The organism is Rhizobium etli 8C-3 (genome assembly GCF_001908375.1).
Lineage (GTDB): Bacteria > Pseudomonadota > Alphaproteobacteria > Rhizobiales > Rhizobiaceae > Rhizobium > Rhizobium etli_B.
On sequence record NZ_CP017244.1, the window covers coordinates 948,492 to 969,752 of the forward strand.

Annotated in this window: 17 protein-coding genes; 7 read left to right on the forward strand and 10 right to left on the reverse strand. The window is 59.2% G+C overall.

Annotated features, from left to right (window positions below; translation table 11 throughout):
- The first annotated feature begins 10 nt into the window (after positions 1 to 10).
- The gene (locus AM571_RS29420) at positions 11 to 535 is read left to right on the forward strand and encodes an NUDIX hydrolase (protein ID WP_237358660.1); all 525 of its coding nucleotides are present in this window, start codon (positions 11 to 13) and stop codon (positions 533 to 535) included.
- Between the two features lie 148 nt (positions 536 to 683).
- Here AM571_RS29420 and AM571_RS29425 read toward each other — a convergent pair whose 3' ends face one another.
- Positions 684 to 1,541 (reverse strand): helix-turn-helix domain-containing protein, encoded by an 858-nt coding sequence (locus AM571_RS29425; RefSeq protein WP_074064511.1) that lies wholly within the window; start codon positions 1,539 to 1,541, stop codon positions 684 to 686.
- Positions 1,542 to 1,690: 149 nt separating this feature from the next.
- On the opposite strand from AM571_RS29425, the gene AM571_RS29430 reads away from it, so the two are divergent.
- A complete protein-coding gene (locus tag AM571_RS29430) occupies positions 1,691 to 2,593 on the forward strand; it encodes a DMT family transporter (protein ID WP_074065651.1) in 903 nt (300 codons plus the stop codon).
- 116 nt (positions 2,594 to 2,709) lie between these two features.
- Here the strand turns inward: AM571_RS29430 and AM571_RS29435 are convergent, their stop codons facing one another.
- Both AM571_RS29435 and AM571_RS29440 read right to left on the reverse strand, forming a co-directional pair.
- Positions 2,710 to 4,467 (reverse strand): adenylate/guanylate cyclase domain-containing protein, encoded by a 1,758-nt coding sequence (locus AM571_RS29435; RefSeq protein WP_074064512.1) that lies wholly within the window; start codon positions 4,465 to 4,467, stop codon positions 2,710 to 2,712.
- Positions 4,468 to 4,904: 437 nt separating this feature from the next.
- Entirely contained in the window at positions 4,905 to 5,606 is a 702-nt protein-coding gene (locus AM571_RS29440; RefSeq protein ID WP_074064513.1) for a TetR/AcrR family transcriptional regulator, read from the reverse strand.
- 138 nt (positions 5,607 to 5,744) lie between these two features.
- On the opposite strand from AM571_RS29440, the gene AM571_RS29445 reads away from it, so the two are divergent.
- The 3 genes from AM571_RS29445 to AM571_RS29455 are packed head-to-tail and all read left to right on the forward strand — an operon-like array spanning position 5,745 to position 8,675.
- Positions 5,745 to 6,752, forward strand: a complete 1,008-nt coding sequence (locus tag AM571_RS29445) for an efflux RND transporter periplasmic adaptor subunit (RefSeq protein WP_074064514.1) — start codon at positions 5,745 to 5,747, stop codon at positions 6,750 to 6,752.
- Positions 6,753 to 6,759: 7 nt separating this feature from the next.
- A complete protein-coding gene (locus AM571_RS29450) occupies positions 6,760 to 8,001 on the forward strand; it encodes an ABC transporter permease (protein WP_074064515.1) in 1,242 nt (413 codons plus the stop codon).
- Positions 7,998 to 8,675, forward strand: a complete 678-nt coding sequence (locus AM571_RS29455; protein WP_074064516.1) for an ABC transporter ATP-binding protein — start codon at positions 7,998 to 8,000, stop codon at positions 8,673 to 8,675. The genes AM571_RS29450 and AM571_RS29455 overlap by 4 nt, the downstream gene beginning before the upstream one ends.
- A 419-nt stretch (positions 8,676 to 9,094) precedes the next feature.
- Here AM571_RS29455 and AM571_RS29460 read toward each other — a convergent pair whose 3' ends face one another.
- The 6 genes from AM571_RS29460 to AM571_RS29485 all read right to left on the reverse strand — a co-directional run bounded on the left by AM571_RS29460 (position 9,095) and on the right by AM571_RS29485 (position 17,405).
- Positions 9,095 to 10,882 carry a PBP1A family penicillin-binding protein gene (locus AM571_RS29460; protein WP_420493402.1) on the reverse strand — a complete coding sequence of 596 codons (1,788 nt, stop codon included), beginning with the start codon at positions 10,880 to 10,882 and terminating at the stop codon, positions 9,095 to 9,097.
- 1,093 nt (positions 10,883 to 11,975) lie between these two features.
- Positions 11,976 to 12,824: a sugar phosphate isomerase/epimerase family protein gene (locus AM571_RS29465; protein ID WP_074064518.1), complete on the reverse strand. Its 849-nt coding sequence runs from the start codon at positions 12,822 to 12,824 to the stop codon at positions 11,976 to 11,978.
- A 4-nt stretch (positions 12,825 to 12,828) separates the two neighbouring features.
- Positions 12,829 to 13,824 (reverse strand): ABC transporter permease, encoded by a 996-nt coding sequence (locus tag AM571_RS29470; protein WP_074064519.1) that lies wholly within the window; start codon positions 13,822 to 13,824, stop codon positions 12,829 to 12,831.
- A complete protein-coding gene (locus AM571_RS29475; RefSeq protein WP_074064520.1) occupies positions 13,821 to 14,822 on the reverse strand; it encodes an ABC transporter permease in 1,002 nt (333 codons plus the stop codon). Before AM571_RS29475 ends, AM571_RS29470 begins: the two co-directional genes overlap by 4 nt.
- Positions 14,815 to 16,326, reverse strand: coding sequence for a sugar ABC transporter ATP-binding protein (locus tag AM571_RS29480; RefSeq protein ID WP_074065652.1), 1,512 nt, complete (start codon positions 16,324 to 16,326; stop codon positions 14,815 to 14,817). Before AM571_RS29480 ends, AM571_RS29475 begins: the two co-directional genes overlap by 8 nt.
- Before the next feature lie 92 nt (positions 16,327 to 16,418).
- Positions 16,419 to 17,405: an autoinducer 2 ABC transporter substrate-binding protein gene (locus AM571_RS29485; RefSeq protein ID WP_074064521.1), complete on the reverse strand. Its 987-nt coding sequence runs from the start codon at positions 17,403 to 17,405 to the stop codon at positions 16,419 to 16,421.
- Between the two features lie 260 nt (positions 17,406 to 17,665).
- Between AM571_RS29485 and AM571_RS29490 the strand changes: the two genes are divergently transcribed.
- Positions 17,666 to 18,724 carry a substrate-binding domain-containing protein gene (locus AM571_RS29490; protein ID WP_074064522.1) on the forward strand — a complete coding sequence of 353 codons (1,059 nt, stop codon included), beginning with the start codon at positions 17,666 to 17,668 and terminating at the stop codon, positions 18,722 to 18,724.
- A gap of 1,025 nt (positions 18,725 to 19,749) precedes the next feature.
- A complete protein-coding gene (locus tag AM571_RS37855; RefSeq protein WP_074065654.1) occupies positions 19,750 to 20,073 on the forward strand; it encodes a DUF6665 family protein in 324 nt (107 codons plus the stop codon).
- 303 nt (positions 20,074 to 20,376) lie between these two features.
- On the opposite strand, the gene AM571_RS29510 is transcribed toward AM571_RS37855, so the two are convergent.
- Positions 20,377 to 21,153, reverse strand: a complete 777-nt coding sequence (locus AM571_RS29510; protein ID WP_074064524.1) for a TIGR01458 family HAD-type hydrolase — start codon at positions 21,151 to 21,153, stop codon at positions 20,377 to 20,379.
- Positions 21,154 to 21,261 lie beyond the last annotated feature (108 nt).

Consider the following 21,261-nt stretch of genomic DNA (forward strand, 5'->3'; position numbering starts at 1 on the left):
CCGCACAGGCATGAGGACCAGCGTCATTACCCCGCAACAGAAAATGGCCGGCAAGAAGAGCCGCACGTTTCTCGGAAAGCTGGCAGAGCATTACGATGCGCTATCCCAGCCCTGTTATGAGCAATGCGCGGCGCTTTGCTACCGGCCAGCCTCCGACGGCGTTCAGGTTCTGGTCGTGACATCGCGCGAAAGTGGCCGATGGATCATACCGAAGGGCTGGCCGATCGAAGGGAAGAAGGACTACCAAGTCGCCGCGCAGGAAGCGCTCGAAGAGGCTGGCATTCGCGGCAAGGTGAAGAAGAAACCATTCGGCTATTTCACCTATCTGAAGAAGCTCGATACCGGCAGGCAGGTGCCCTGCATCGTTCAGGTTCACTTGTTGAAGGTCGACGGGACGGAGACGGATTTTCGTGAGAACGGTCAACGAAGGCGGGAGTGGGTCTCCTGCTACGAGGCCGCACGGCGGGTGCAGGAGCCGGAGCTGAAGGGACTTTTGCTGATGCTGGCGCACAAGGAAGACAGTCGGCGGAAATGATTGACGCAGTGGCTGCAGCTCTAGCCCGCACGGCTTTTTGTCAAGACTGCCGTACACCCGACTATCTCAGACCCCCAGCGCCGGCGAAGCCCGAAGTACTTCGGCTTTGCAAGGTCATCGACATGTCGACGGGAGCATTTTCGTGCCGTCAGACGCGAATGGCGGACGGGCTTGTCCCGAACTTCGCCTTGAAGCTCGCGGCGAAATGCGCCGGTGTCGAAAATCCGCAGGCGGCGGCGATTTCGGTGATACTCACCTTGCCGGCTCGGACGATTTCGTAGGCCACCGCAAGCCGCCGCTCATGCACGAACCGGTGTGGTGACTGGCCCGTGGTCCGTTTGAACATGCGGGCGAAATGATAGGAGCTGAGGCCCGCCTCCGCGGCGAGCCGGTCGAGGCTGAGGTCGCCGGCGAGATCGGCATCGATCAACTGTGTAACGCGTTTCAAAACGTGGGGTGAAAGCCCGCCCTGGAGGACAAGGCCGCTGGAGCGGACCGGACCGTTCTTGCGCAGCACTTCGAGCAAGATGAGATCGGCCGCCTGGGCAAGTAAAAGGCGATTGGCCCTTTCCGACCAGTCGTTCGGCAGGATCGCCCTGTTGATGATCTCCGCAACGAAGCCGTCGGATAAGAAACTCAGGTCGGGAAGCGTCAAAGTCCGACTATCGCGATCGAAGACCTCGCCGGCCAGCCGCTGGAACCGGCTCTGAGAGATGTAGATATGACAGAAATAGACGTCGCGGAGTACGTGCCAGGCGCTGTCACCACCTGCCGGCAACAGACAGAGCGCTCCCGACGAGCCTATCTTGGTCTGACCGCTGTCCATGCGGCGCACGGTACCATCGAGATAAAGGCTAACGGTGTGGTGGCCGGGATCGCGATAGCAAAGGCGGCTGTTGGCGAAGTTTCGCCATTGCGCAATCGACAGGCCGCCGCCGAGATCAACCTGCCTCAGCAGCTTGGCGCCCACATTTTCCAAAGCGGATGAAATCGATGCCGTTCGCATGCTTTGTCATAAGCCCGCGGCGGCATCTCCTGCAACTGGGTGCTGCCGAAGACCGCAAGAATTCGATAGTCGCGCAAGTCTATGATAGCTGCGCTTGGTGCACCGCCATAGAAGACGCCGTTCAATGCCTTCAACAAGAAAGACAGCCAATGGCGCCGCTTCTCTTCCTTCTTACCGTCCTTATCTGGGGCACCACGTGGTATGCGATCAAGCTGCAGGTCGGCATCGTGCCCGCGGAGGTATCGATCCTCTACCGTTTCGCGCTCGCAGCCATTCTGCTGCTTGGATTACTGGCGCTGCGCCGGCGCCTGCTGCCGCCGCCATTGAAGCATTGGCTGACGGTCGGCGCTCAGGGCCTTTGCCTGTTTTGCTGCAATTTTCTTTGCTTCTATTATGCCGCCGGTATGTTGCCGAGCGGCATCGTCTCGGTCGTTTTTGCAATGGCAACCCTGTTTAACGCGGCGAATGGCTGGCTCCTTCAAGGAAATCGCCCGAGCGCCCGTGTGATACTGGCAGGCGCGGTTGGACTCGCAGGCCTGGTGCTTCTTTTTGCAGATGAGCTGCGCGCGCTTGACACCACGCCTGATGGCGGACTTGGCCTTTTGCTGGCGCTTGCCGGCACCTATTGCTTTTCGCTCGGCAATTTCCTTTCGGCTCGACACCAAAGGATCGGGCTCGATCTGTCGTCCACGACGGCCTATGCGATGGTCTGCGGTGTGGCGGCGCTGGGCGTCCTCGTGCTGGCGCGTGGACTGCCTCTTTCCTTCGATCCATCGCTGGCCTACACGGGTGCACTGCTCTATCTTGCAATTCCGGGCAGTGTCATCGGGTTCCTCGCCTATCTGGCTCTCGTTGGCCAATGGGGCCCGGCACGTGCGTCCTATGCGACAGTGCTGTTTCCGCTTGTCGCCTTGACGGTCTCGACACTTTTTGAAGGCTACGCCTGGACGCCCGAGGCTGTGCTCGGTCTTGCTTTAGCGCTCGCAGGTAACCTGATCCTGTTCGGAAAGCCCATCTGGGCGCACCGGACCGCCCAAGCGAGACGGACCTGAGCCATGGGGATTTTTTTAAGAGGAACGTTTTCATTGTCGTCGCCCGGATCTGCTTTATCCATGTCCACCAGGCCAGACCAAGCGGCAGTCAGTCGCGCAGCTGAAAAAACGCCAATTCAAATTGCCTTTGATGGTGAGGTGCGGCGGCTTTCTTCCGCTTTGGCAAGGCCGTCGCGAAGGTGCTGTGCATCAGATTCTTGAGCGTAGTGCATCGTTGCAAGAAAATCGTCTATGTCGAAATGTGGAGCAAGCGCCCTGACTTTTTCCAGATGACCTGCCGCGGCGATTTCGTCACCAAGCCAGCCATAGCATGCCGCGACAAAGGCGTGCTGGACGTAGTCCATGACCGACAGATGCATGAAGGCTTCGATCGCCTCGACGTACTGATGCGCGGCAAAATGCGACTTTCCAAGATGGCTCCAGAATCGCTCGGGGTGATGGGGGTTGAGCCGCATCGCCCGACGGATCCATTCTAGCCCCTCTTCGGGTCGTCCCAGCCACGTCAACAACTCTCCTTGCTGAACCACGACTAGGTCGTAGTTAGGATTGAGGGAAAGTGCGCGCTCCTGGTGATACCGGGCTGTGGTCAGATTATTGTTGTTTACATTCACCGCAGCTAAAATTCTGTGGACGTCAGCGTCGTTGTCATCCAGCGCCAGCGCGCGATCTAGCGCGGCAACGATCTCATTCCACACAGCATCCTTGTCTTCGCACCAGCCGTTGACCCAAGCTTGGCCCAGAATGCATGCACGCCACGCATGGGCGTGGGCATAACCGGCGTCCAGCATGACTGAACGGTCTATGAGCAGTTGCGCCTGTTGGTTGTCCAGCGCCGTGCTTCTGTGATGCAGTACCTTGGCGGCGAGCGCGCATTCGTATGCGGCCATATTCGCCGGTTTTGTTCGCTCGAGCCGGTCACGCTGGGCGGCTTCGACGCGACCGGGTAACGTGGCCACTATCGCTCCGGTGACCTCGTCCTGTATCGCGAATATGTCGTCAAGCTTCCTGTCGTATTTGTCTGCCCAAATATGAGCATCGTTGACTGCATCGATGAGCTGGACGGTCACACGCACCCTGTCGCCAATCTTGCGGACGCTTCCCTCCACCAAGTACTGCGTTCCTAGCTTTTCGGCGACTTCCCGTGCGTTCACGGCCTGGTTCTTATAGACAAAGCTCGAATTTCGCGAGATGACGAACAGCTCGTGACGGCGCGATAGTTCGGTAATGATGTCCTCTGTAAGCCCGTCGGCGAAAAATTCCTGATCGGGATCGCCGCTCATATTGATGAACGGCAGCACAACGATCGAAGGCTTCCCGACCGATCGTTTCGCATCCAGGTCATCCAGCTGACCTGGCAGGGCTTCGAGCCCGACACGAAAGAGATGTACCGGACGGCTAATATTCTTGAGCGTCTTTTCTCCCAAATCCTCAATGGCGACTTCAAGCCGGTCGACAATCTGTGTCGCCACCGCCGCGGTGATGCAGACGCCGCCGACGTCGGCCAACTGCTCGATGCGAGAAGCAATATTGACACCGTCGCCGAAAATATCCTGATCGTCAAAGATGATGTCGCCGAGGTTGATCCCGATCCTGAATTCAATCCGCCGATCTTGCGGCACATCCGAATTGCGTCGCTTCATGCGCTGCTGGATCTCCACGGCGCACTTCACTGCATCAGAAACACTTAGGAATTCGACAAGCATGCCGTCCCCTGTCGTCTTGATGATACGACCCTTGTTCTTCGCAATCGCGGGGTCGATCAATTCGATTCGGTGGGTTTTCAGGCGGGCGAGCGTACCTGCTTCATCGATCTCCATCAGCCGGCTGTAGCCTGCCATGTCGGCTGCCATGATCGCGGCTAGTCTCTGTTCCATGTCATTTGCCAAACAAGAGTGACGCACTTTCGCGAGAAGCGCCAACCTGGAGTGTGATCACCTCCCGCTTAGGGCGCCCGATATTTCAATTTTACCGCACTGCTGGGAAATCGACTATCTAAATTAGCGGCGACTGAAAGGCGCATGCTGATGCTGATAAAGATGAAGGTGGGATGGAAATCGGCAATGCCGCTCGCGCGTTCTTGGCGGTGGCTAGCAGATATCGGTGGAAAGTGAAAAGGGTACCAATCGCCAGGATCTGTTACCGCGGCGTCGGCGCGACATTGTCTTTCACTTGAGGCTCGCTGAGAGCCTTTCAGGTACCGCCGACGGTCGCATCATTTTTTGAAGCAGGAGGATCAATCTCGGCCAGAACCGCCTTTCCTCCCTCGTGCGAACCGTCCAGGTCCAGCCGACTAGCTAGCTGGCTGGGAAAGCTATTCGGAGCCTTTCTTGTGATCATCAAGCAAAGCCCGGACGAAGCCAGTTTCGGCTACTTCGATCGTTCCATCGGGCAACTTCAGGACGCGATCGATGGCAGTACCATAGAGCTTGAGGCGATCGTCGAGCATCTTGACGGCCTGTTCGATGTTGCCCTCGCGGCTCTTTCGCAGGGCCTCGTGCATCATGCTGCTGAGGGAAAGCCGAAAGAGCAGGAGCATCTCTGCGAACGCTTCGGGATCGGGCGCATCGAAGAGACCCTCCTCTGTTCCCTCTCGGAGAACATCGGCCAAAAGCGGGACTACGATGCGGGTCACAGCCTGATCGACGCGGTGGAACAGCACGATGTTTTCCGGGCGGAAGATGACATCGAACATTGTTCGCAGTTGCGGGGCAAGCTCGACCTTCAGGCGCCGCGACCCGGCGAACAAGCTGTTCAGTTTTTCCACGGCATTGAGCGTAGGATCGTTCAGGAGCGGTCGAATCTCTTCAAGGCTTCCGCGGGCAAGGCGAGCAGCGATAGCTTCAAGCAGCGCCTCCTTGGAGGAGAAATAGTGGTAGAAGGCGCCCTTCGACACGCCTGCTTCGCGAATGATGTCGTTAATCGTGGTATTGTCGTAGCCGTGGGCGAAGAAGAGCCTCTGGGCGCAATCCAACAGTTCGCCCGAGCGGATGTCTGGGTGTTTTTTGACACGCATCGACGCTCTCACTTCTTTCGGGGGGTCTCCTGACTAGCGGAATTCGATGCTGTGGCCGAATTCTTCAGCTGCTTTTATAGACCGACGGTCGGTCTAATGCTATAGGGTCGACAACAGCAGCAGTTCGAGGCAGATGGCGTGAGACCGTTCCGCTTGCTTTCCGTTGTCGTCGCTCTGTCCGTGGCAGGCGGTTTGGCCGCTTGGTATGTCTGGCACCCCATCCCAGTATCGGTTGTCGTCCCCTTGCGCGGTCGTGCTGCCGAAATCGTCTATGCCAGTGGCGTTGTCGAACCGCTGACCTGGGCGAAAGTCACGCCGCTGGTGCGCGAACGGGTCGTCGAGCAATGCAATTGCGAAGGTGCATCCGTAGAAAAGGGCGATATACTTGCTCGCCTCGATGATAGCGAGGCGAGAGCGGCCCTTGCCGAACTCGAGGCGCGGCTTGCGCTGGCGGAGCAGGAATTTCGGCGCTACAATTTGATGCTGGAAAAAAACACAGCAGCCCAGCAGTCAGTCGACCGGGCGAGCAGTGAGGTGGAGCAGCTCAAGGCGCTGGCGGCCGGTCAGAGGGCACGCCTTGACAGTTATATCATCCGCGCTCCGATCGATGGTGTCGTGCTTCGCCAGGACGGCGAGGTGGGCGAAGTTGCCGATCTAGGAACGGCGCTCTTCTGGGTCGGGGAACAGAAACCGCTGCTCGTGGTCGCGGACGTCAACGAGGAGGATATTCCGCGGGTCCGGCTGGGGCACAAGGCCCTGCTCAAATCCGATGCTTTCAAGGATCAGACCCTCGAAGCAACCGTCAGCAGCATAACGCCGAAGGGCGATCCGGTGACGAAGACCTATCGCGTAAAGCTGCGTCTTCCCAACGACACGCCCCTGATGATCGGTATGTCGACTGATGTGAACATCATCGTGCGCGTCTCGGAAAACGCACTTCTGGTCCCCACCATCGCGATGCAGGCCGAGAAGGTCTTCACTGTCGAAGGAAACTTTGCCCGGCTACGCGAGATCAAATCAGGAATCCGCGGACCGAATGGCATCGAGATCATATCCGGTCTGGATGAAACGACGCGTGTGATTTCACCGTTTCCGCAAGATCTGATGGATGGGACCCGGGTCACGATAACCGGTACTGCAAAGTGAGGTTGCGATGCGGCTGATTTTCGAGATCGCCGTCACCCATATTGCCGGCCGCGGCCGGCAGACGCTTGTTGCCGTGTTCGGCGTTGCCGTCGGTGTCGGCTTTTCCATCGCCATGGCGGCGCTCATGCAGGGCGGCCAGGACGATTTTGTGGAACAGTTGATCAACACCATGCCCCATGTTGACATCACCGACGAGCAGCGAACGGCGCGACGGCAGCCTGCCGAAACCGTCTTCCATGCGACGGAGATCTTCGGACTGAGGCCGCGGGAGGACCGCCGCGGCATCATCAATCCGACAGCCGCGCGTTCCTGGCTCGAGGCATGGATACCCGGCCGGCTGGCTCCAGACCTGAAGCTGCAAGCTGTCATCCGTTACTCCAGCCGCGAGGTCGGAGCATCGGTGATCGGCATCGAACCGGCGGCCGAGCGCGGCGTCTCGCCGATCATCGGCGACTTCGTGGAGGGAAGTTTCGGAGCCCTTGCGGCGGGCGGGAACAGTATCGTCATCGGTGACACGATGGCAGAGCGCCTCGGCGCCGGATTGAACGATACCGTGGCGGCGGTTTCGTCGGAGGGGCTCTCGCGCAATTTCAAGATCGTCGGCCTCTTTCATACCGGCACGACCGCTCGGGATGAGGGCGAAGCTTATGTACTGCTGAAGAACGCGCAGATCCTGAGCGCGCGTACCAACGCCATCAATGAAATCCGCATCAAGCTTGCCAATCCCGATGACGCACCAGCGGTGGCGCGCCGGATCGAGACCGAACTCGGCTACAGGGCCGAGGCTTGGCAGGAGGCCAATGAATCGCTCCTCGAAGCGCTCGTGATCCGCAATGTCATCATGTACACCGTTGTCGCAGCAATCATGCTGGTCGCTGGTTTTGGCATTTACAATATTATCTCGACGATTACGCACGAAAAGGCGCGCGATATCGCCATCATGAAGTCGCTCGGGTTTGCCGAGGCTGACATGCGGCGTCTGTTTCTGCTCGAAGGAATTGCGATCGGGGCCGGCGGATCAGCGCTTGGTTGGCTGCTTGGCTTTTCGCTCGTCTATGCCTTGTCTCTGGTGCGCTTCGAGCTTGCCGCGACAGGGCAGGAAATGACACGTCTGCCGATTGCCTGGAGCATTCTGCACTACGTGATTGCCTCAGGTTTCGCGCTGAGCGCGGCGGCTTTTGCCGGTTATCTCCCGGCCAGGCGGGCTGCACGCCTCAATCCCGTGGATATCATCAGGGGTGCGACATGAGCGCCTTGATTGAAGCAAAGAACCTCACACGCATCCTGACGGAAACTGTCCCGGTAACGCTGGTCGAGAATGTGTCTTTGACGATCGGTGAGCGGGAATTCGTTGCAATCACCGGACCTTCCGGTTCCGGCAAATCTTCGCTGCTCTATCTGTTGGGGCTGCTCGACGAGCCGACGAGCGGCAGGCTTTTGATTGGCGGCAGAGATACCGACCCCATGGACCAAAGGCAACGCGCCGAAACCCGCCTCTCGATGCTGGGCTTCGTCTTCCAGTTCCATTTTCTCCTGCCGGAATTCACGGCGCGACAGAACGTCGAGATCCCGATGCGCAAGCTTGGCCGTTTGAGCCGGTCGGCCATGCAGGCGCGGGCAGAGGAACTCTTGGCGTCGCTTGGTCTTGCTGGTCATATCGACAAGAGGCCAGATCAGCTTTCCGGCGGTCAACGCCAGAGGGTCGCCGTGGCACGCTCGCTTGCCAATGATCCACCCATCCTGCTTGCAGACGAGCCGACGGGAAGCCTCGACAGCCAAAATTCCGAGCAGGTCTTTTCGATCCTTGAAGGGCTCGTGCGCGAACGCGGCAAGACGGTCATCGCCGTCACCCATGATCTCGACATGGCGGCCCGTATGGGGCGACGCATTCATCTCATGGATGGCAAGATCGCCGATCCTTAAAATCGGTGCGAGCGGAGGAATTTGCCCAGCCAGCAGCCACGTGATGGCTTTCGCGATGAAGCCCAGCCATTGTTTCGTCACGGCCTGTTCGAAGCGGCCAAGCCCCGATACCAGCGTCACAAGCAAGAACAGGTGATATACCGTGATCAATCGCGATGGCGTCCGATCATTGCTTGGGATGGCCTCTTCATGCGCGCTGACGCCTGTCGAAGGAAGCATGCCGATCGACCAAGGACTCAGACCGCCGAGATGAAGCTTCCGGCGATCGTCTGCCAGTGTCCGTGATTGCCTTGAAGGAGTGTTCGGCGTCAATGTGGAAGCCTCCAAGGCGGGAAATTTTGTTCTCAGATCCGTCGTTTCTGCATTGGCTCGGCCTTTGCGGTTTCCACCCACGTTGCGGCGAGCAACAAACGATTTGGCTATTTCTCGCAAAGCCGCCGAGCACCATAGTACGGTTGGTAGGTACAGTCAGAAGCGCGGAACGACCGATAACTGCGCGAGCAGGCCGTGATATTGCAGGATGGCGCGACGTTCTCCTCGCTCGTCATCGCTCCTGTGTCAGGATCGATTTGCGGTGCAGGCTCAGCCATCGCCGCCTGCATGAACTCCCGCCAGATGCGAGCCGGAAGTTCGCCTCCGGTGACACCCTTCATCGGCGCATCATCGTCGTTTCCGACCCAGACTCCGGCGACCAGGGTGTCCGTGAAGCCGACGAACCAGGCGTCGCGGTTGTCCTGACTGGTACCTGTCTTGCCGGCCGCAAAAATGCCGGGATCGGCGTCGCGGCCGGTCCCACGCTCAACGACCAACTGCAGTAACGCAAGAAGGTCCGGCTGATATCGAGAGAGGTCGATGGAGACCGGCACTTGCGCACCCACGCGGAAGCCCCTGGGCTGGCCAGATGCCTGGAAATCGATGACACCCCACGGTTCGACGGGCGCCCTTCCAAGGCGAACCGATGCGTAGGCGCCGGTCAGATCGAGCAAACTCACCTCCGACGCACCAAGCGACAAGGCTGGCGCAGTCGTCAGGGCCGTGTTTATGCCGAGCTCCTTGGCTGCCGCCGCCACACTGTCCAGTCCCACCTCCTGAGCAAGGGCTGCGGTGGCGGCATTTAACGAGCGAGCAAAGGCCTCCGCCAGCGTAACCCATCCGCGGTAACCACCCCCGGGGTTTTGGGGCGACCATCCGTTTATCTCGATAGGGCCGTCGAGGACCTGATCCGACAGAGAAAGCCCCTTTTTCAATGCAGCATAGTAAACGAACAACTTGAATGTGGAGCCTGGCTGACGCATCGCCGTGACGGCACGATTGAACTGGCTGGTCTTGTAGTCGTGTCCGCCGACCATTGCGACAACCGCGCCATCGGGTGTCATGGCGACCAGCGCCGCCTGCGATGCGCCGAGAGCCTTTCCTTCTTCATCGAGAGCCTGTCTCACCACCCGTTCGGCAATTTCCTGCAGGCGCGGTACCAGCGTCGTACGCACAGTCGTCGAGCCGGGAGAAGCGCCGGCGATTTCGCTCGCCTGTGGCGAGACCCAATCGGCGAACCAGCTGCCGGAGCGCGGGGTCAGTGTCGTCGGATGCACTTCGGCAAAATCTTTCTTGGCGGCATCGGCCTCTTGCGGCGTAAGCTTGCCGTTGGCGGCCATCGCGTCGAGCACGGTTGCCGTGCGTTGGCGTGCGCCTTCGAAATTGTCGATCGGATTCAACTGGCTGGGAGCCTTCAGCAGACCTGCCAGCATCGCCGATTCCGTGATATCGAGTGCACCGATATCCTTGTTGAAATAGATCCGTGCTGCTGCCGGCATTCCCGTAGCGCCGGAACCGAGATAGACGGAATTCAGGTACCGCGTCAGGATCTCCTGCTTGCCGAGCTTCCATTCCAGCCAGAACGAAATTACCAGTTCCTGGATCTTTCGCTTCAGCGTTCGGTCGCTTTCGAGATATTGCAGCTTGATCAACTGCTGTGTGATCGTGCTTCCGCCCTGGACGACGGAGCCTGCCTCTAAGTTCCGTATCAGCGCGCGCGCGATGCCTTTCAAGTCGATGCCGTGGTGATCCATGAACCGGCGGTCCTCGATTGAAAGCACGGCATCCACGAGGTGAGGGGGGAATTGTTTGTATCCTGCATAGGGTCCCTGATAGGGCCCTTGACGAACAAGAGGTTCGCCATCCGCCGTTTCCAATACAATGACCGGCTTCATGGTACCATCGGCAATCTCTTGCCATGGCACATCCTTCAACGCCCAAGTCAAAACGCCGGTTCCGATCAGCAAGCCCAGCAAGGAAGCGACCGCGACAAGCCCTTTCCATGACCGCAGTTTCGGTGGACGGGCCTGCTTTATGCGGGTCAAACCGGCCAGAAGTTCTGGCGAGCGGGACCGCGCTTTGGATGAAAGCGATGCAAAGGCGGCGTATATCCGCCGAAACTTCTCATTGGGCACTCGAGTGCCGGACGTCTGTCCTTTCTGCTTGATGGTGGCGATGTCCCTTCTCATCCAGAACGGGCTTCTTTGCAGAAGCGCACGCATATCATGACGGAGGGCGACAATCAGGTCACGAACGGCTCGTGCGCTTTGACCAAAGGGCGAGGATGGGTTTACGGCCTCTTTGGATTGTTCCAGCGATGTTGAAGATCCGGGTGGTCCCTGGTGAACCCTGGTTCCTACTTCAGGGCCTTCAGCCGTAAATCCCTCGCTCTTCGGCAGCGGTGCAGAACCGGCGATGCGATCACCAGGCTGATTTGGGCTGCCAGTCTGTTTTGAGCTGTCTGCGGTGCTTTCCATTTGTTGCCGGCTGGTTCTTTTGAAGCAATTAGCGCGCAATGGTACGGAGGAAAGACGACATTGACTCTGCTTTCAGATCTTTTCGAAACAGGCTCAGTCGTGAAAAGTGATTGCGGAACTGTTCTCACATCCCAAGCCAGCCTTTTCATGGCAACGCAGTGCCAAATTAACCGCGCGCGAGCGGTGTGCGGGTGTCTGGATCTGCGCCTTCGGCCATAACGCATCGTTTGCATCTGCTCGATCCTCGAACGCCATCTCCGTCAGTGCGTCCGGCCTCATTCGCCAGGGACTAGCGCCCCCATCCTAAAAGTTCCTTGCGCTCAGTCCAGCCAGATCGTGAAGGGCGCCATGGCGGTCACGACCGGGTTCGGGAGCTCCAGCCTTGAGACGAGATCGCCTCGGACCAACACGGCCGTCGGCGTGGCGTCCTTCCGGGTGGCGTTAGGATTGAAACGGGCCGGTCATCATGCTTTCTGCCGTCTGCGGAATGTCAACCGCCCGTCCTGCGGCCTCAGATCAGGCCATATTGTTTCGCCTTGTTGCGCAGAAACGGCAGGCCGTTGCCCATCACTTCTGCCTCGTTTCTGGCGACAGGACGCCAGACTGCGAGACCGTAGGCGACTTCCGCCGGCATGTTGATGAAACTCTCCATAGCAAGGCCACCTTTGAATCCGATAGCCGCAAGCGCCGTATATATCTCGTCCCAAGGGACGTTTCCATAACCGGGCGTGCCACGGTCGCTTTCAGACAGGTGGATGTATTTCAGATGTGCGCGTGCGTCGAGGATGCCCGTGGCAGCGCCCTTCTCCTCGATGTTCATGTGATAGGTGTCGAGATGCACGAAGATATTGTCGGCGCCGACGCGCTCGATCATCTCAACTGCCTGCCTTGCTGTATTTATCAAATGGTTTTCATAGCGGTTCACTGCCTCGACGCCCAGCTCGATGCTGCGGGACTTGGCGTGCTTGGCTGCGGCCGTCAGCGCCCGCGCGATGTTGTCATATTCCTTCTCCGTCGGCGGCACGCCAGTACGCTCGCCAATGCCGCCGAAGATGACACCGGATAGCGCCAATGCGCCCATGTCGGCCGTCTTGTCAATCGCGACCTTCAGGTGCTCGATTGCCGCCTCCGGCCGCACCGATGCCCAGGCGTGCTCGGGCAGTCCAAGCGAGCAGACGGCTGGCAAGTTGTGCTTTTCGAGAAGCCCCCGGGTGTGTGGCGCATCGACTGCGGGTGCGTTGAGGAGCGCAATTTCGATGAAGTCCATCTTATAGGAAACCGCAGCTGCAATCGCCTTTTCGGCGCCTGCCCTGTCCCAGTTCATTGTCCACATGCTGGTATGTACGCCGAAGCCTTGCATCGTCTTATTCCTTTCTGCGCAGAACGGTTCTGAAGTGGCCGGCAAGCCAGCGCAGGATCATGACGCCGACGAGCAGGACACCCCACACCGCCGTCGCCAGATGCTGGTTGGCGCCGAGAAGATTGAGCCCCGACGAAAAGAGCTGGAGAACGACCAGCGCCGCGAAGACCGGGATCACCCGACCGAAGCCGCCGAAGGGATTTACCCCGCCGAGGAAGCAGGCGAGCACGGTGATAAGCAGGTAGGACTCACCGTGGCCGACGCGCACCGAGTTGAAGCGCGCCAGCATGATGATGCCGGCGACGGCGCACATCGCGCCCGATAGCGTATAGACGAGGACGATGACCCTGCGGGTGTTGACGCCGGAATAGCGCGTAGCCTCGATGTTGGAACCGATCATGTAGGTGTTGAAGCCAAGCCTGGTGCGCGAAAGCAGCACATGCCAGAGCGCGACGCACAGGATGAATATGAGGAGCGGCACCGGAATCCCCATCAAGGAGCCATGGCCGAACGGGCGCAGGAAGGCCGGAAAGCCCGACACGTCGCCGCCGCGGGTCAAGAACTCGCCGAGCCCGCGCAGGAAGATCATCATCGACAGCGAGACAAGGATCGGATGTGCCTTCGTATAGGCAATGACAAGACCCATGACGAGGCCGCTTGCCGCACCTGCGGCAAGCGCAAGCGCCACGCCGAGCAGGAAGGATCCCGGGCCCGCGTCGAGGCCGCCGTTGGCCTGCAGCGTCCAAGCCACGGTGAGGCCTGCGATGTTGGCGGTAAATGTGATCGCCAGGTTGAGCCCTCCCGTCAGGATCGGCAACAGCATGGCAAGAGTGAGAAGTCCGAGCTCCGGAAGCTGGAAGGCAACGGAACCGAAAGTGGCCCGCGACAGGAACTGCGGCGAAGCGAGGCCGAAGACCACGACCACCGCGACGAAGGCGACGACCGATCCCGCGATTTCCGATCCCAGGAGGTGGCGAGTGCGCCGGACCAGCGTCGTCATCTGTGCCTCCGCTCGGTCTTGAGGATAGGCAGCAGCCTTTCGATACGGGAATTCGAGAGTGTAATCGCAACGAGGATAATGGCGCCGATAATCATCTTGAACGCGAAAGGGGAAACGCCCATCAGGTTGAGGCCGTTCTGGGTGATCGAGATCAGCAGCACGCCGAGCACGCAGCCAAGGACCGAGCCCTTGCCGCCACCGAGGCGGGCGCCGCCGAGCACGACGGCGGCAAGCACGTCCAGTTCGCGGCCGTAGAGCGCATTTGGCACGACTTCCTGGGCATAATGTGCCTGGATCAATCCGCCAATGCCGGCCATGAGCCCCAACCAGCCGAAGGCGATGAACTGCATGACGCCGATCGAGATTCCGAAGCGGCGCGCACCCTCGGGATTGTCGCCGAAGGCATAAAGCTGGCGCCCGGTCGTGGTGTGGCGGATCAAAAACCAGGTTGCCGCAACGCAGATTGCCATGACAAGAACCGGAAGGCGGATCTCGGCCCAGCTGCCGTCAGCCATCTCCCTTTCGTAGAGGATGATCCGCTCCGTCCACCAGTCGGGCAGCGTGTAGATCGATACGCCGCGGGTGAAGAACATCAAAAGTCCGAAGTAGATATTGAAGGTGGCGATCGTAACGACGATCGAGATGATCTTGAACCGGTGGATCAGGAAAGCATTGAACGCGCCGAGCAGGGTGCCGATGCCGCCGGCGATCAGCAGGCCACTTGCCCAGCCCCCGCCGCCGACCTTGGCGAGGATGAGGGCGGTCACGTACTGCACGACCGAGGCGGCGACCGCAAACGAGATGTCTATGCCACCTGCGATCAGTACAACGAGCAGACCGACTGCGAAGATGATGTTGACTGAACTGATGTTCAAAAGGTCGAAAGCATTGCCGAGCGTAAAGAAACGCGGCGTCGCAAAGGAAAGAAAGGCGCCGATCAGAACGATGACGACGAGCAGGCAGATCTCCGTCGTATGGGTGCGCAAGAGCCTACGCATAGACCGCGGCCTCCAGTTCCCTAAGCGAGGTCGCGCGTGGATCATATTCGCCGGCAATCTCGCCCTGCGCCATGTGCAGCACCCGGTCGGCGTTGAAATAGACCTCGGGCACCTCGTCGGAGATGAGGATGATGGAAAGACCGCTTTGCGCAAGCTGCGCCACGATGTCGAAGATACCGGCGCGCGCGCCGACGTCGACGCCGACCGTAGGTGCGTCGAGGATCAGCAGCTTAGGGTCAGTCGCCAACCATTTCGCAATGGCAATACGCTGCTGATTGCCGCCGGAGAGAGTCGAGATGGCATCATCCTGCAGCCCAATCCTTATTCCGAGATCGGCAATCCAGCGCGCCGCCAGCCCGTGCTTCTTACGTTCCGAAATGAACCCGTGGAGCAAAATCTTACCCAGCGAGGCGATCACCAGGTTGTCGGCAATCGACTGCTGTTGGATAAGCCCAAGCGACAGGCGATCTTCGGAGAGATAGGCAATGCCGGCAGCAATCGCGTCCCGATTGGACGAAAAGCGCACCGGCTTGCCGTCGATCTCGATGGTGCCGCGATCTGGACGGCGCATGCCGAAGAGCGTCAGTGCCAGTTCCGTGCGGCCGGCGCCCAGCAGGCCGGTGATGCCGAGCGTCTCGCCGCGGCGGACGGAAAACGAGATGTTCGTAAACTCACCGCGCCGTGTCAGGCCCTCAACTGCAATGACAGGCGCAGCCCCATCATGCGATTGGGCGCGCACTGCGTGGTCGAAAAACTTGCCCGTCATGAGTTCGGTGATGCGCGACTGCGTCATGCCTTCGGCGGGATAGACGCCGACGAGCCTGCCGTCGCGCAGCACAGTGATACGGTCAGATATTTCCAGCACCTCGGCCAGTCGGTGGCTGACGAAGACGACGGCGACGCCCGAGGCGGAAAGATTACGCACGATCTCCAGCAGATGGTCGGTTTCTGACTGCGTCAGTGAAGCAGTCGGCTCGTCCATGAAGACGACCTTTGCCTCGCCGACCAAGGCTCGTGCGATTGCCACGATCTGCCGCTGGGCGACAGCGTATTCGCGCAGCGGCAGGTCGACGTCGAGCATAACGCCAAGGCGCGCCAGCACGCGCTCGGCCGTCTCGCGCATGGCCGTGTGGTTGACCCGGCGCGGGCGATGGCCGAGCACGGTCTGGAAAGCGATGTTTTCTGCCACCGACATTTCCGGGAAGAGTGCGAGATCCTGCCAGATCACTTGAATGCCGGAGGCTTGTGCCGTGACCGGCGACATATGGGTATATTTCTGGCCGTCATATTCGATTGCAGCACCGGCCTGCGGGCGATAGACGCCGGTGATGACCTTGATGAGGGTACTTTTACCGGAGCCGTTTTCGCCGGCGAGGCAATGCACCTCGCCCGGTCGCACCTCGAAGGAGACGTCGCGGAGCGCGCGCACACCGCCGAAGGTCATGTTGATGTTCTTCATCGACAACAGAGATCGTTGGACGTCTGCGCCAGCTGGAGATTCCATATCGCGCCTGCCGTAGTGGTCGCCGGCCATGCTCGCAGTCCACCGAGCCGGCCGCAGCCAGCCCGGCGGTCTGGGAGGTGCCTTCGAAAGGTTTAGAGGCCCATGGCCGCGAGTTCGTCGACCGTATCCTTGTTGATGGTCACGAGCTGATCGACGATAATATCATTTCCGGTCGGATTGATCTTCCCGAGGCCCTCGATCTCGTCACCTGCCTTGATCTTCTCGCCCTTCATGAGCTTGTCGGCGAGAGTCACGAAGACTTCGCCGGCCTGTTTCGGATTCCACATGAAGCCGCCGGAAATCGCGTCGGATTTAATGAGTTTCTGGCCCTGGCCCGGCGAGAAGGGCCCGAGTACGAAGATCTCGCCAACCTTGCGGCGCTCTTCCACGGCACGGCCGGCGCCGATCGGCCCCTGGCTGCCAAAGGCGAGGAAGCCCTTGAGGTCTGGATTGGCCGAGATCAGGTCGAGCGCCGTCGATCGGCTCTTGTCGGCATCTTCTGCAACGCCGTAACGCTCGCCGACCACTTCCATCTCCGGATATTTTTCTTTGAGATAGTCAATCGCCGCATCGGCCCAAGCATTGTGCAACGGTACGGTGAGCGAGCCGACGAAGACCGCATATTTTCCCTTGCCGCCCATCTTCTTTGCAAGAAGCTCGGCATGCGCTTCGCCGAATCCGTTGGCCGAGGCGAGTTCGAAATTCCAATCCGCACCCTTTTGACCGGGTGATTCATGCGTGATGACAATGATGCCGTTTTCTTTCGCCTTGGTGAGGACTGGCTCCAGCACTTTCGCATCGTTGGGTACGACACCGATCACCTTCACGCCCTGGGCTATGAGATCCTCGATGGCGCGGACCTGCAGCGCCGGATCGGCACTGGTCGGCCCAATCATGAAGGCATCGATACCGAGCGCGGCACCTTTTTCCTTGATGCCGGCTTCCATCGCGTTGAACCATGGAATGCCGCCGATCTTGACGACGACACCGACCTTTCCGGCCTCCTGCGCAAGGGCGCCGCCAAAAGCGGCTGCCAGCGACAGCGAAGCCGCGAATGCGGCGACGAGCAATTTCCTCATTTTGTTCCTCCTCGATCGTTTCGGGATGGGCACAGGGCCTGCTGAAGACCGCCGGCCTCCCGTTGCAAGTAACTGGCGAAGAATGTGATTTCCCGCCTCCCTTGAAAGCCGCCTCCTCAAGCAGCGCCACCGTTGCACAATCGATATTTTTACGTGCACAATCGATAGTGCAAAGACTATCGGTCAGAGTTATACTTTCGTCAAGCGGAAACGCCTTTCGCCGCTTCGAAATCGGCACTAAGGAAAATTCAAGGTTTTGCATGAAGAACGGCATGAGGAAGAAGGCGACGATCTACGACCTGTCGGTGCTGTCGGGCAACTCGCCCTCGACAGTCAGCGCCGTGCTAAACGGCACTTGGCGCAAGCGGCGTATCAAGGAAACGACCGCCGCACTGATCCGCGATCTTGCAGAGAAGTACCAGTATACTGCAAACCGGCAGGCCCAGGGACTGCGCAGCTCCAGGTCTGGCCTGGTCGGTCTGCTGCTGCCGGTCCATGACAACCGCTACTTCTCCTCCATGGCCCAGACTTTCGAGGCGCATGTGCGCAGCAAGGGCCAGTGCCCCATCGTCGTCAGCGCCAGCCGCGATCCCCAGGAAGAGCGCGATACGGCAGCGACGCTCATTTCCTATTCGATCGATGAGCTCTTCATCTGCGGTGCGACCGATCCAGACGGCGTACACGAGGTCTGCGAGAAGGCAGGGCTGAAGCACATCAACATCGATCTTCCAGGCAGCAAGGTTGCCTCCGTCATCAGCGACAACTACGAGGGCGGGCGGATGTTAACGGAAGCGATTATCCGACAGTTTCCCGCAGATAAGCCCCTTGCACCCGAAGAGCTCTACCTCTTCGGCGGCCGCAACGACCATGCAAGCCACGAGCGCATCCGCGGCTTTCGCGCCGTCAAACGCGAGCTGCTCGCAGGCGACCCCGACATTTGCATTCAAACGACAGGCTATTCGCCAAACAACACGCGCATCGCCTTCGAAGCATTCTACAAGCAGGAAGGCCGGCTGCCGCGCGCACTCTTCGTCAATTCATCCATCAACTTCGAAGGTTTTCTTCGTTTCATGGCTGGTCATCCACACGAGACCTTCGCGGACATGGTGGTCGGCTGCTACGACTATGATCCCTTCGCGTCCTTCCTGCCCTTTCCCGTGATCATGATAAGGCAGGATATCGAGAGCATGCTGGCAAAGGCATTCGAGGTCATGGAAGAGCCGCGGTCCGCACCAACCGTTCATATGATCCGGCCGGAACTCATCAAGCCCCGCACGGCGCTGGCCGGCCCCCTCGACGCATTGAAGGACATCGACTGACCTTATTACAGGCCCCACGACCACCGCTGCCTTTGCCGCTGGTGGTGTGGTTGTTGCGGTTTTCTCGTCGATCCTTCCGAGGCCCTTACGGCCAATTCTGCTTGGCTGGTGGGCCACCTGCGGATCGCTTTCGGTGTCGCGATCGGCGGAGCGAACCAATTCATGCTCAGAACCGGTGCACGCTTCAAACCTCCCTTTGCCACTGCGCCCCGCTCACTTCACTTAGCGCTTTTCTTTGCCATGGTTGGGGTGGCCGTTCACAAGGCATCTGCCAAGCGAAGCTGTGGTTGCCGGCAGGACGGCAAATCAACGTGTTGCGGTAAGGGGGCTTTTCGGGATTGGAAGGTTCGGCCTTTGACTGCCCGTCATTTGATCGGTACTTCGGCGTTCATTTCGCCCGGTAGCCCACGCTTTCAACCCCTCGATAAGCTTGACAAATCGACGCTTCGCGATGCTGCGCGTTTATGGCATTTTCCACCTAGTTCGCTTCGGATGGCTAAGATAGCATTGGCAGCAGAATGCCGACAATGCTCCGCGTAGCCAGCCCCAAACGACCTCGCATTCAAACGCATTACATGAACGCTACCAGCAACAAGAACGCTGCTCCGGCCGCAATCAGGCCCGCACCTAGCCAGTTCCTCGTCAACCCTAGAAATCGGACTCCTTGGCTCCTGGGTTCCAGTGTCCGCCCGCTAAGGGATGATTGGTGAGGATCGCTGAGAGGCCGTCGATCAAGAGCCTCCCGACAAAGGAGAAGAATGCCGCATATGATGAAAATTGCGCCAATTGAGATTATCCACACTGTCTCCTCCTCTTGATCTTGCGTCATATAGTACCAAACTTGCATGAGGCGGAACTGTTCCTCTTTACGCTTGCGAGATCGTCACGCCAGCGCCGTTCGAAGCTTCGAAATCGGGCTTCTGGTCGGCATTGCCGTGTCGCTTTGCTTGATCAGCAGGCGTCACGGCCGGTCACAGTTCCCATTGAGGCTGATGGCAAAGCTTGCTAACCTGGAAAGGCATTTCGTGAGTTTCAGACCACCGCGATCGTTCTCGGATCGGGCGAATACGGCAATCAGCCCCCTGGAATATGAACTTGCCTCGGAGCGGGCCAATGCACTTGGCCGTCAGGGCCGTAAAGTCGAGGCGGCACTTGCTAAGCTTGCTGCCTCAAGGCGAGACGATAGTCGCACAGCTGATCGAGAAGGCTTGTTGAATGACGCCTCGGAGGCTGTCTGGGCATTGTTCATTCAGCGGGAGATCTGCGGACTCCGCAATAATGCGGATTTCGTCAAACGATATGGGATTCCCGACGAAGTGCTGGCGAGGGTCGGGGTAATACGACGATGAAGTCATAGGCTGGCTTCCATCCGACAGCAAAAGGAAGTGCGCGTTCAGGGCGCGCCGGTTAATGCAACGAAAGCGCTGACAGCGTTGCGAGATAAAGTGCGACAAACACAAACACTGAAATTGCCGCATGAGAATACTCCCCATTGCTGTCGAGGGGCCAAGGCGACCGGCGGCGTATCGTATCAGTGGCGATAGCAGCCAGCCTCGTGCGGAGCGGTCGCAGAGCTGAACCCGTGGGAAGTTCGCCGGTGGATTTGAAAACCCTCGCCAAGCGGCTGCCGCTGCGATGCATCGCTACGGGTTTCATTGGATGTTGCGTGCCGCAAGTATCCAGTCCGCCGCAGCCGAGATATCGTCGACCGTTACAGTTGGTGCAGGCTTGAAGCGTGTCTCGTCTCCGCCACGATACTTGCCTGTGCGCACGAGCACTGCTTTCGAAAGTCCGGCCCGCAAGGCGCCAGCGACGTCCGATTCTGCGTCATCGCCTACCACTACGGCCTTTGCTTTCGGACAGTTCATTCCGGCGAGCGCGGACAGGAAAAATTCGGGTGACGGCTTTCCCAGGATGGTGGCACGCCTCTGACTTGCGTACTCCAGTGCCGCGATGAACGCGCCCGCGTCGAGACTGAGTTTGCCGTCGACATCCTGGAAGGTCCGATTCGGCGCTAACCCTAGGAATTCCGCGCCTTCGAGCAGCTCGCGAAATGCGGCATTCAGGGTCTGGTAGTCGAAGGCCTCGCCGGCGTCACCGACAACAAGAGCTTTCTTTGATCCTCCTGCGAGACCGTGGAAGTCCGGTTCGAGATCGGGATGAACCAATAGGTATGGCGATCGATCGTGCTCAACCAGCCATTGGCGCGCGGCTTGCGCCGGGGTGAACAGCTCATCGCTTGTGGTGTGAAGTCCAATTCGTAAAAGTCGCGTCAAAAGCGCCGGTTTGTTCGAGCGTGTCGTGTTGCTCACGAACCGGATGAGCAAGCCGGCTCCGCGCAAACGTGCAACAGCATCGATAGCGCCCGGTATGACGTCCTCGCCGTCGTAGACAACCCCAGCGAGATCCAGAAGTACTCCGCTGATCATGGGCGCAGAATGAACGCCAAAGCATCGCGCGTCAAATTTAGGAATTCGCCGGTCGCCATCGGTGAGCCCGCAGGAAATCGCAGGTCTTGTCACTCAGCCCACTAACTC

Excerpts from the sequence above, each read along its gene's own strand:
- AM571_RS29420 (WP_237358660.1), top strand. The coding sequence starts at position 11 with ATGAGGACCAGCGTCATTACCCCGCAACAGAAAATGGCCGGCAAGAAG.
- AM571_RS29425 (WP_074064511.1), bottom strand. The coding sequence starts at position 1,541 with ATGCGAACGGCATCGATTTCATCCGCTTTGGAAAATGTGGGCGCCAAG.
- AM571_RS29430 (WP_074065651.1), top strand. The coding sequence starts at position 1,691 with ATGGCGCCGCTTCTCTTCCTTCTTACCGTCCTTATCTGGGGCACCACG.
- AM571_RS29435 (WP_074064512.1), bottom strand. The coding sequence starts at position 4,467 with ATGGAACAGAGACTAGCCGCGATCATGGCAGCCGACATGGCAGGCTAC.
- AM571_RS29440 (WP_074064513.1), bottom strand. The coding sequence starts at position 5,606 with ATGCGTGTCAAAAAACACCCAGACATCCGCTCGGGCGAACTGTTGGAT.
- AM571_RS29450 (WP_074064515.1), top strand. The coding sequence starts at position 6,760 with ATGCGGCTGATTTTCGAGATCGCCGTCACCCATATTGCCGGCCGCGGC.
- AM571_RS29455 (WP_074064516.1), top strand. The coding sequence starts at position 7,998 with ATGAGCGCCTTGATTGAAGCAAAGAACCTCACACGCATCCTGACGGAA.
- AM571_RS29460 (WP_420493402.1), bottom strand. The coding sequence starts at position 10,882 with ATGAAGCCGGTCATTGTATTGGAAACGGCGGATGGCGAACCTCTTGTT.
- AM571_RS29465 (WP_074064518.1), bottom strand. The coding sequence starts at position 12,824 with ATGCAAGGCTTCGGCGTACATACCAGCATGTGGACAATGAACTGGGAC.
- AM571_RS29470 (WP_074064519.1), bottom strand. The coding sequence starts at position 13,824 with ATGACGACGCTGGTCCGGCGCACTCGCCACCTCCTGGGATCGGAAATC.
- AM571_RS29475 (WP_074064520.1), bottom strand. The coding sequence starts at position 14,822 with ATGCGTAGGCTCTTGCGCACCCATACGACGGAGATCTGCCTGCTCGTC.
- AM571_RS29480 (WP_074065652.1), bottom strand. The coding sequence starts at position 16,326 with ATGGAATCTCCAGCTGGCGCAGACGTCCAACGATCTCTGTTGTCGATG.
- AM571_RS29485 (WP_074064521.1), bottom strand. The coding sequence starts at position 17,405 with ATGAGGAAATTGCTCGTCGCCGCATTCGCGGCTTCGCTGTCGCTGGCA.
- AM571_RS29490 (WP_074064522.1), top strand. The coding sequence starts at position 17,666 with ATGAAGAACGGCATGAGGAAGAAGGCGACGATCTACGACCTGTCGGTG.
- AM571_RS29510 (WP_074064524.1), bottom strand. The coding sequence starts at position 21,153 with ATGATCAGCGGAGTACTTCTGGATCTCGCTGGGGTTGTCTACGACGGC.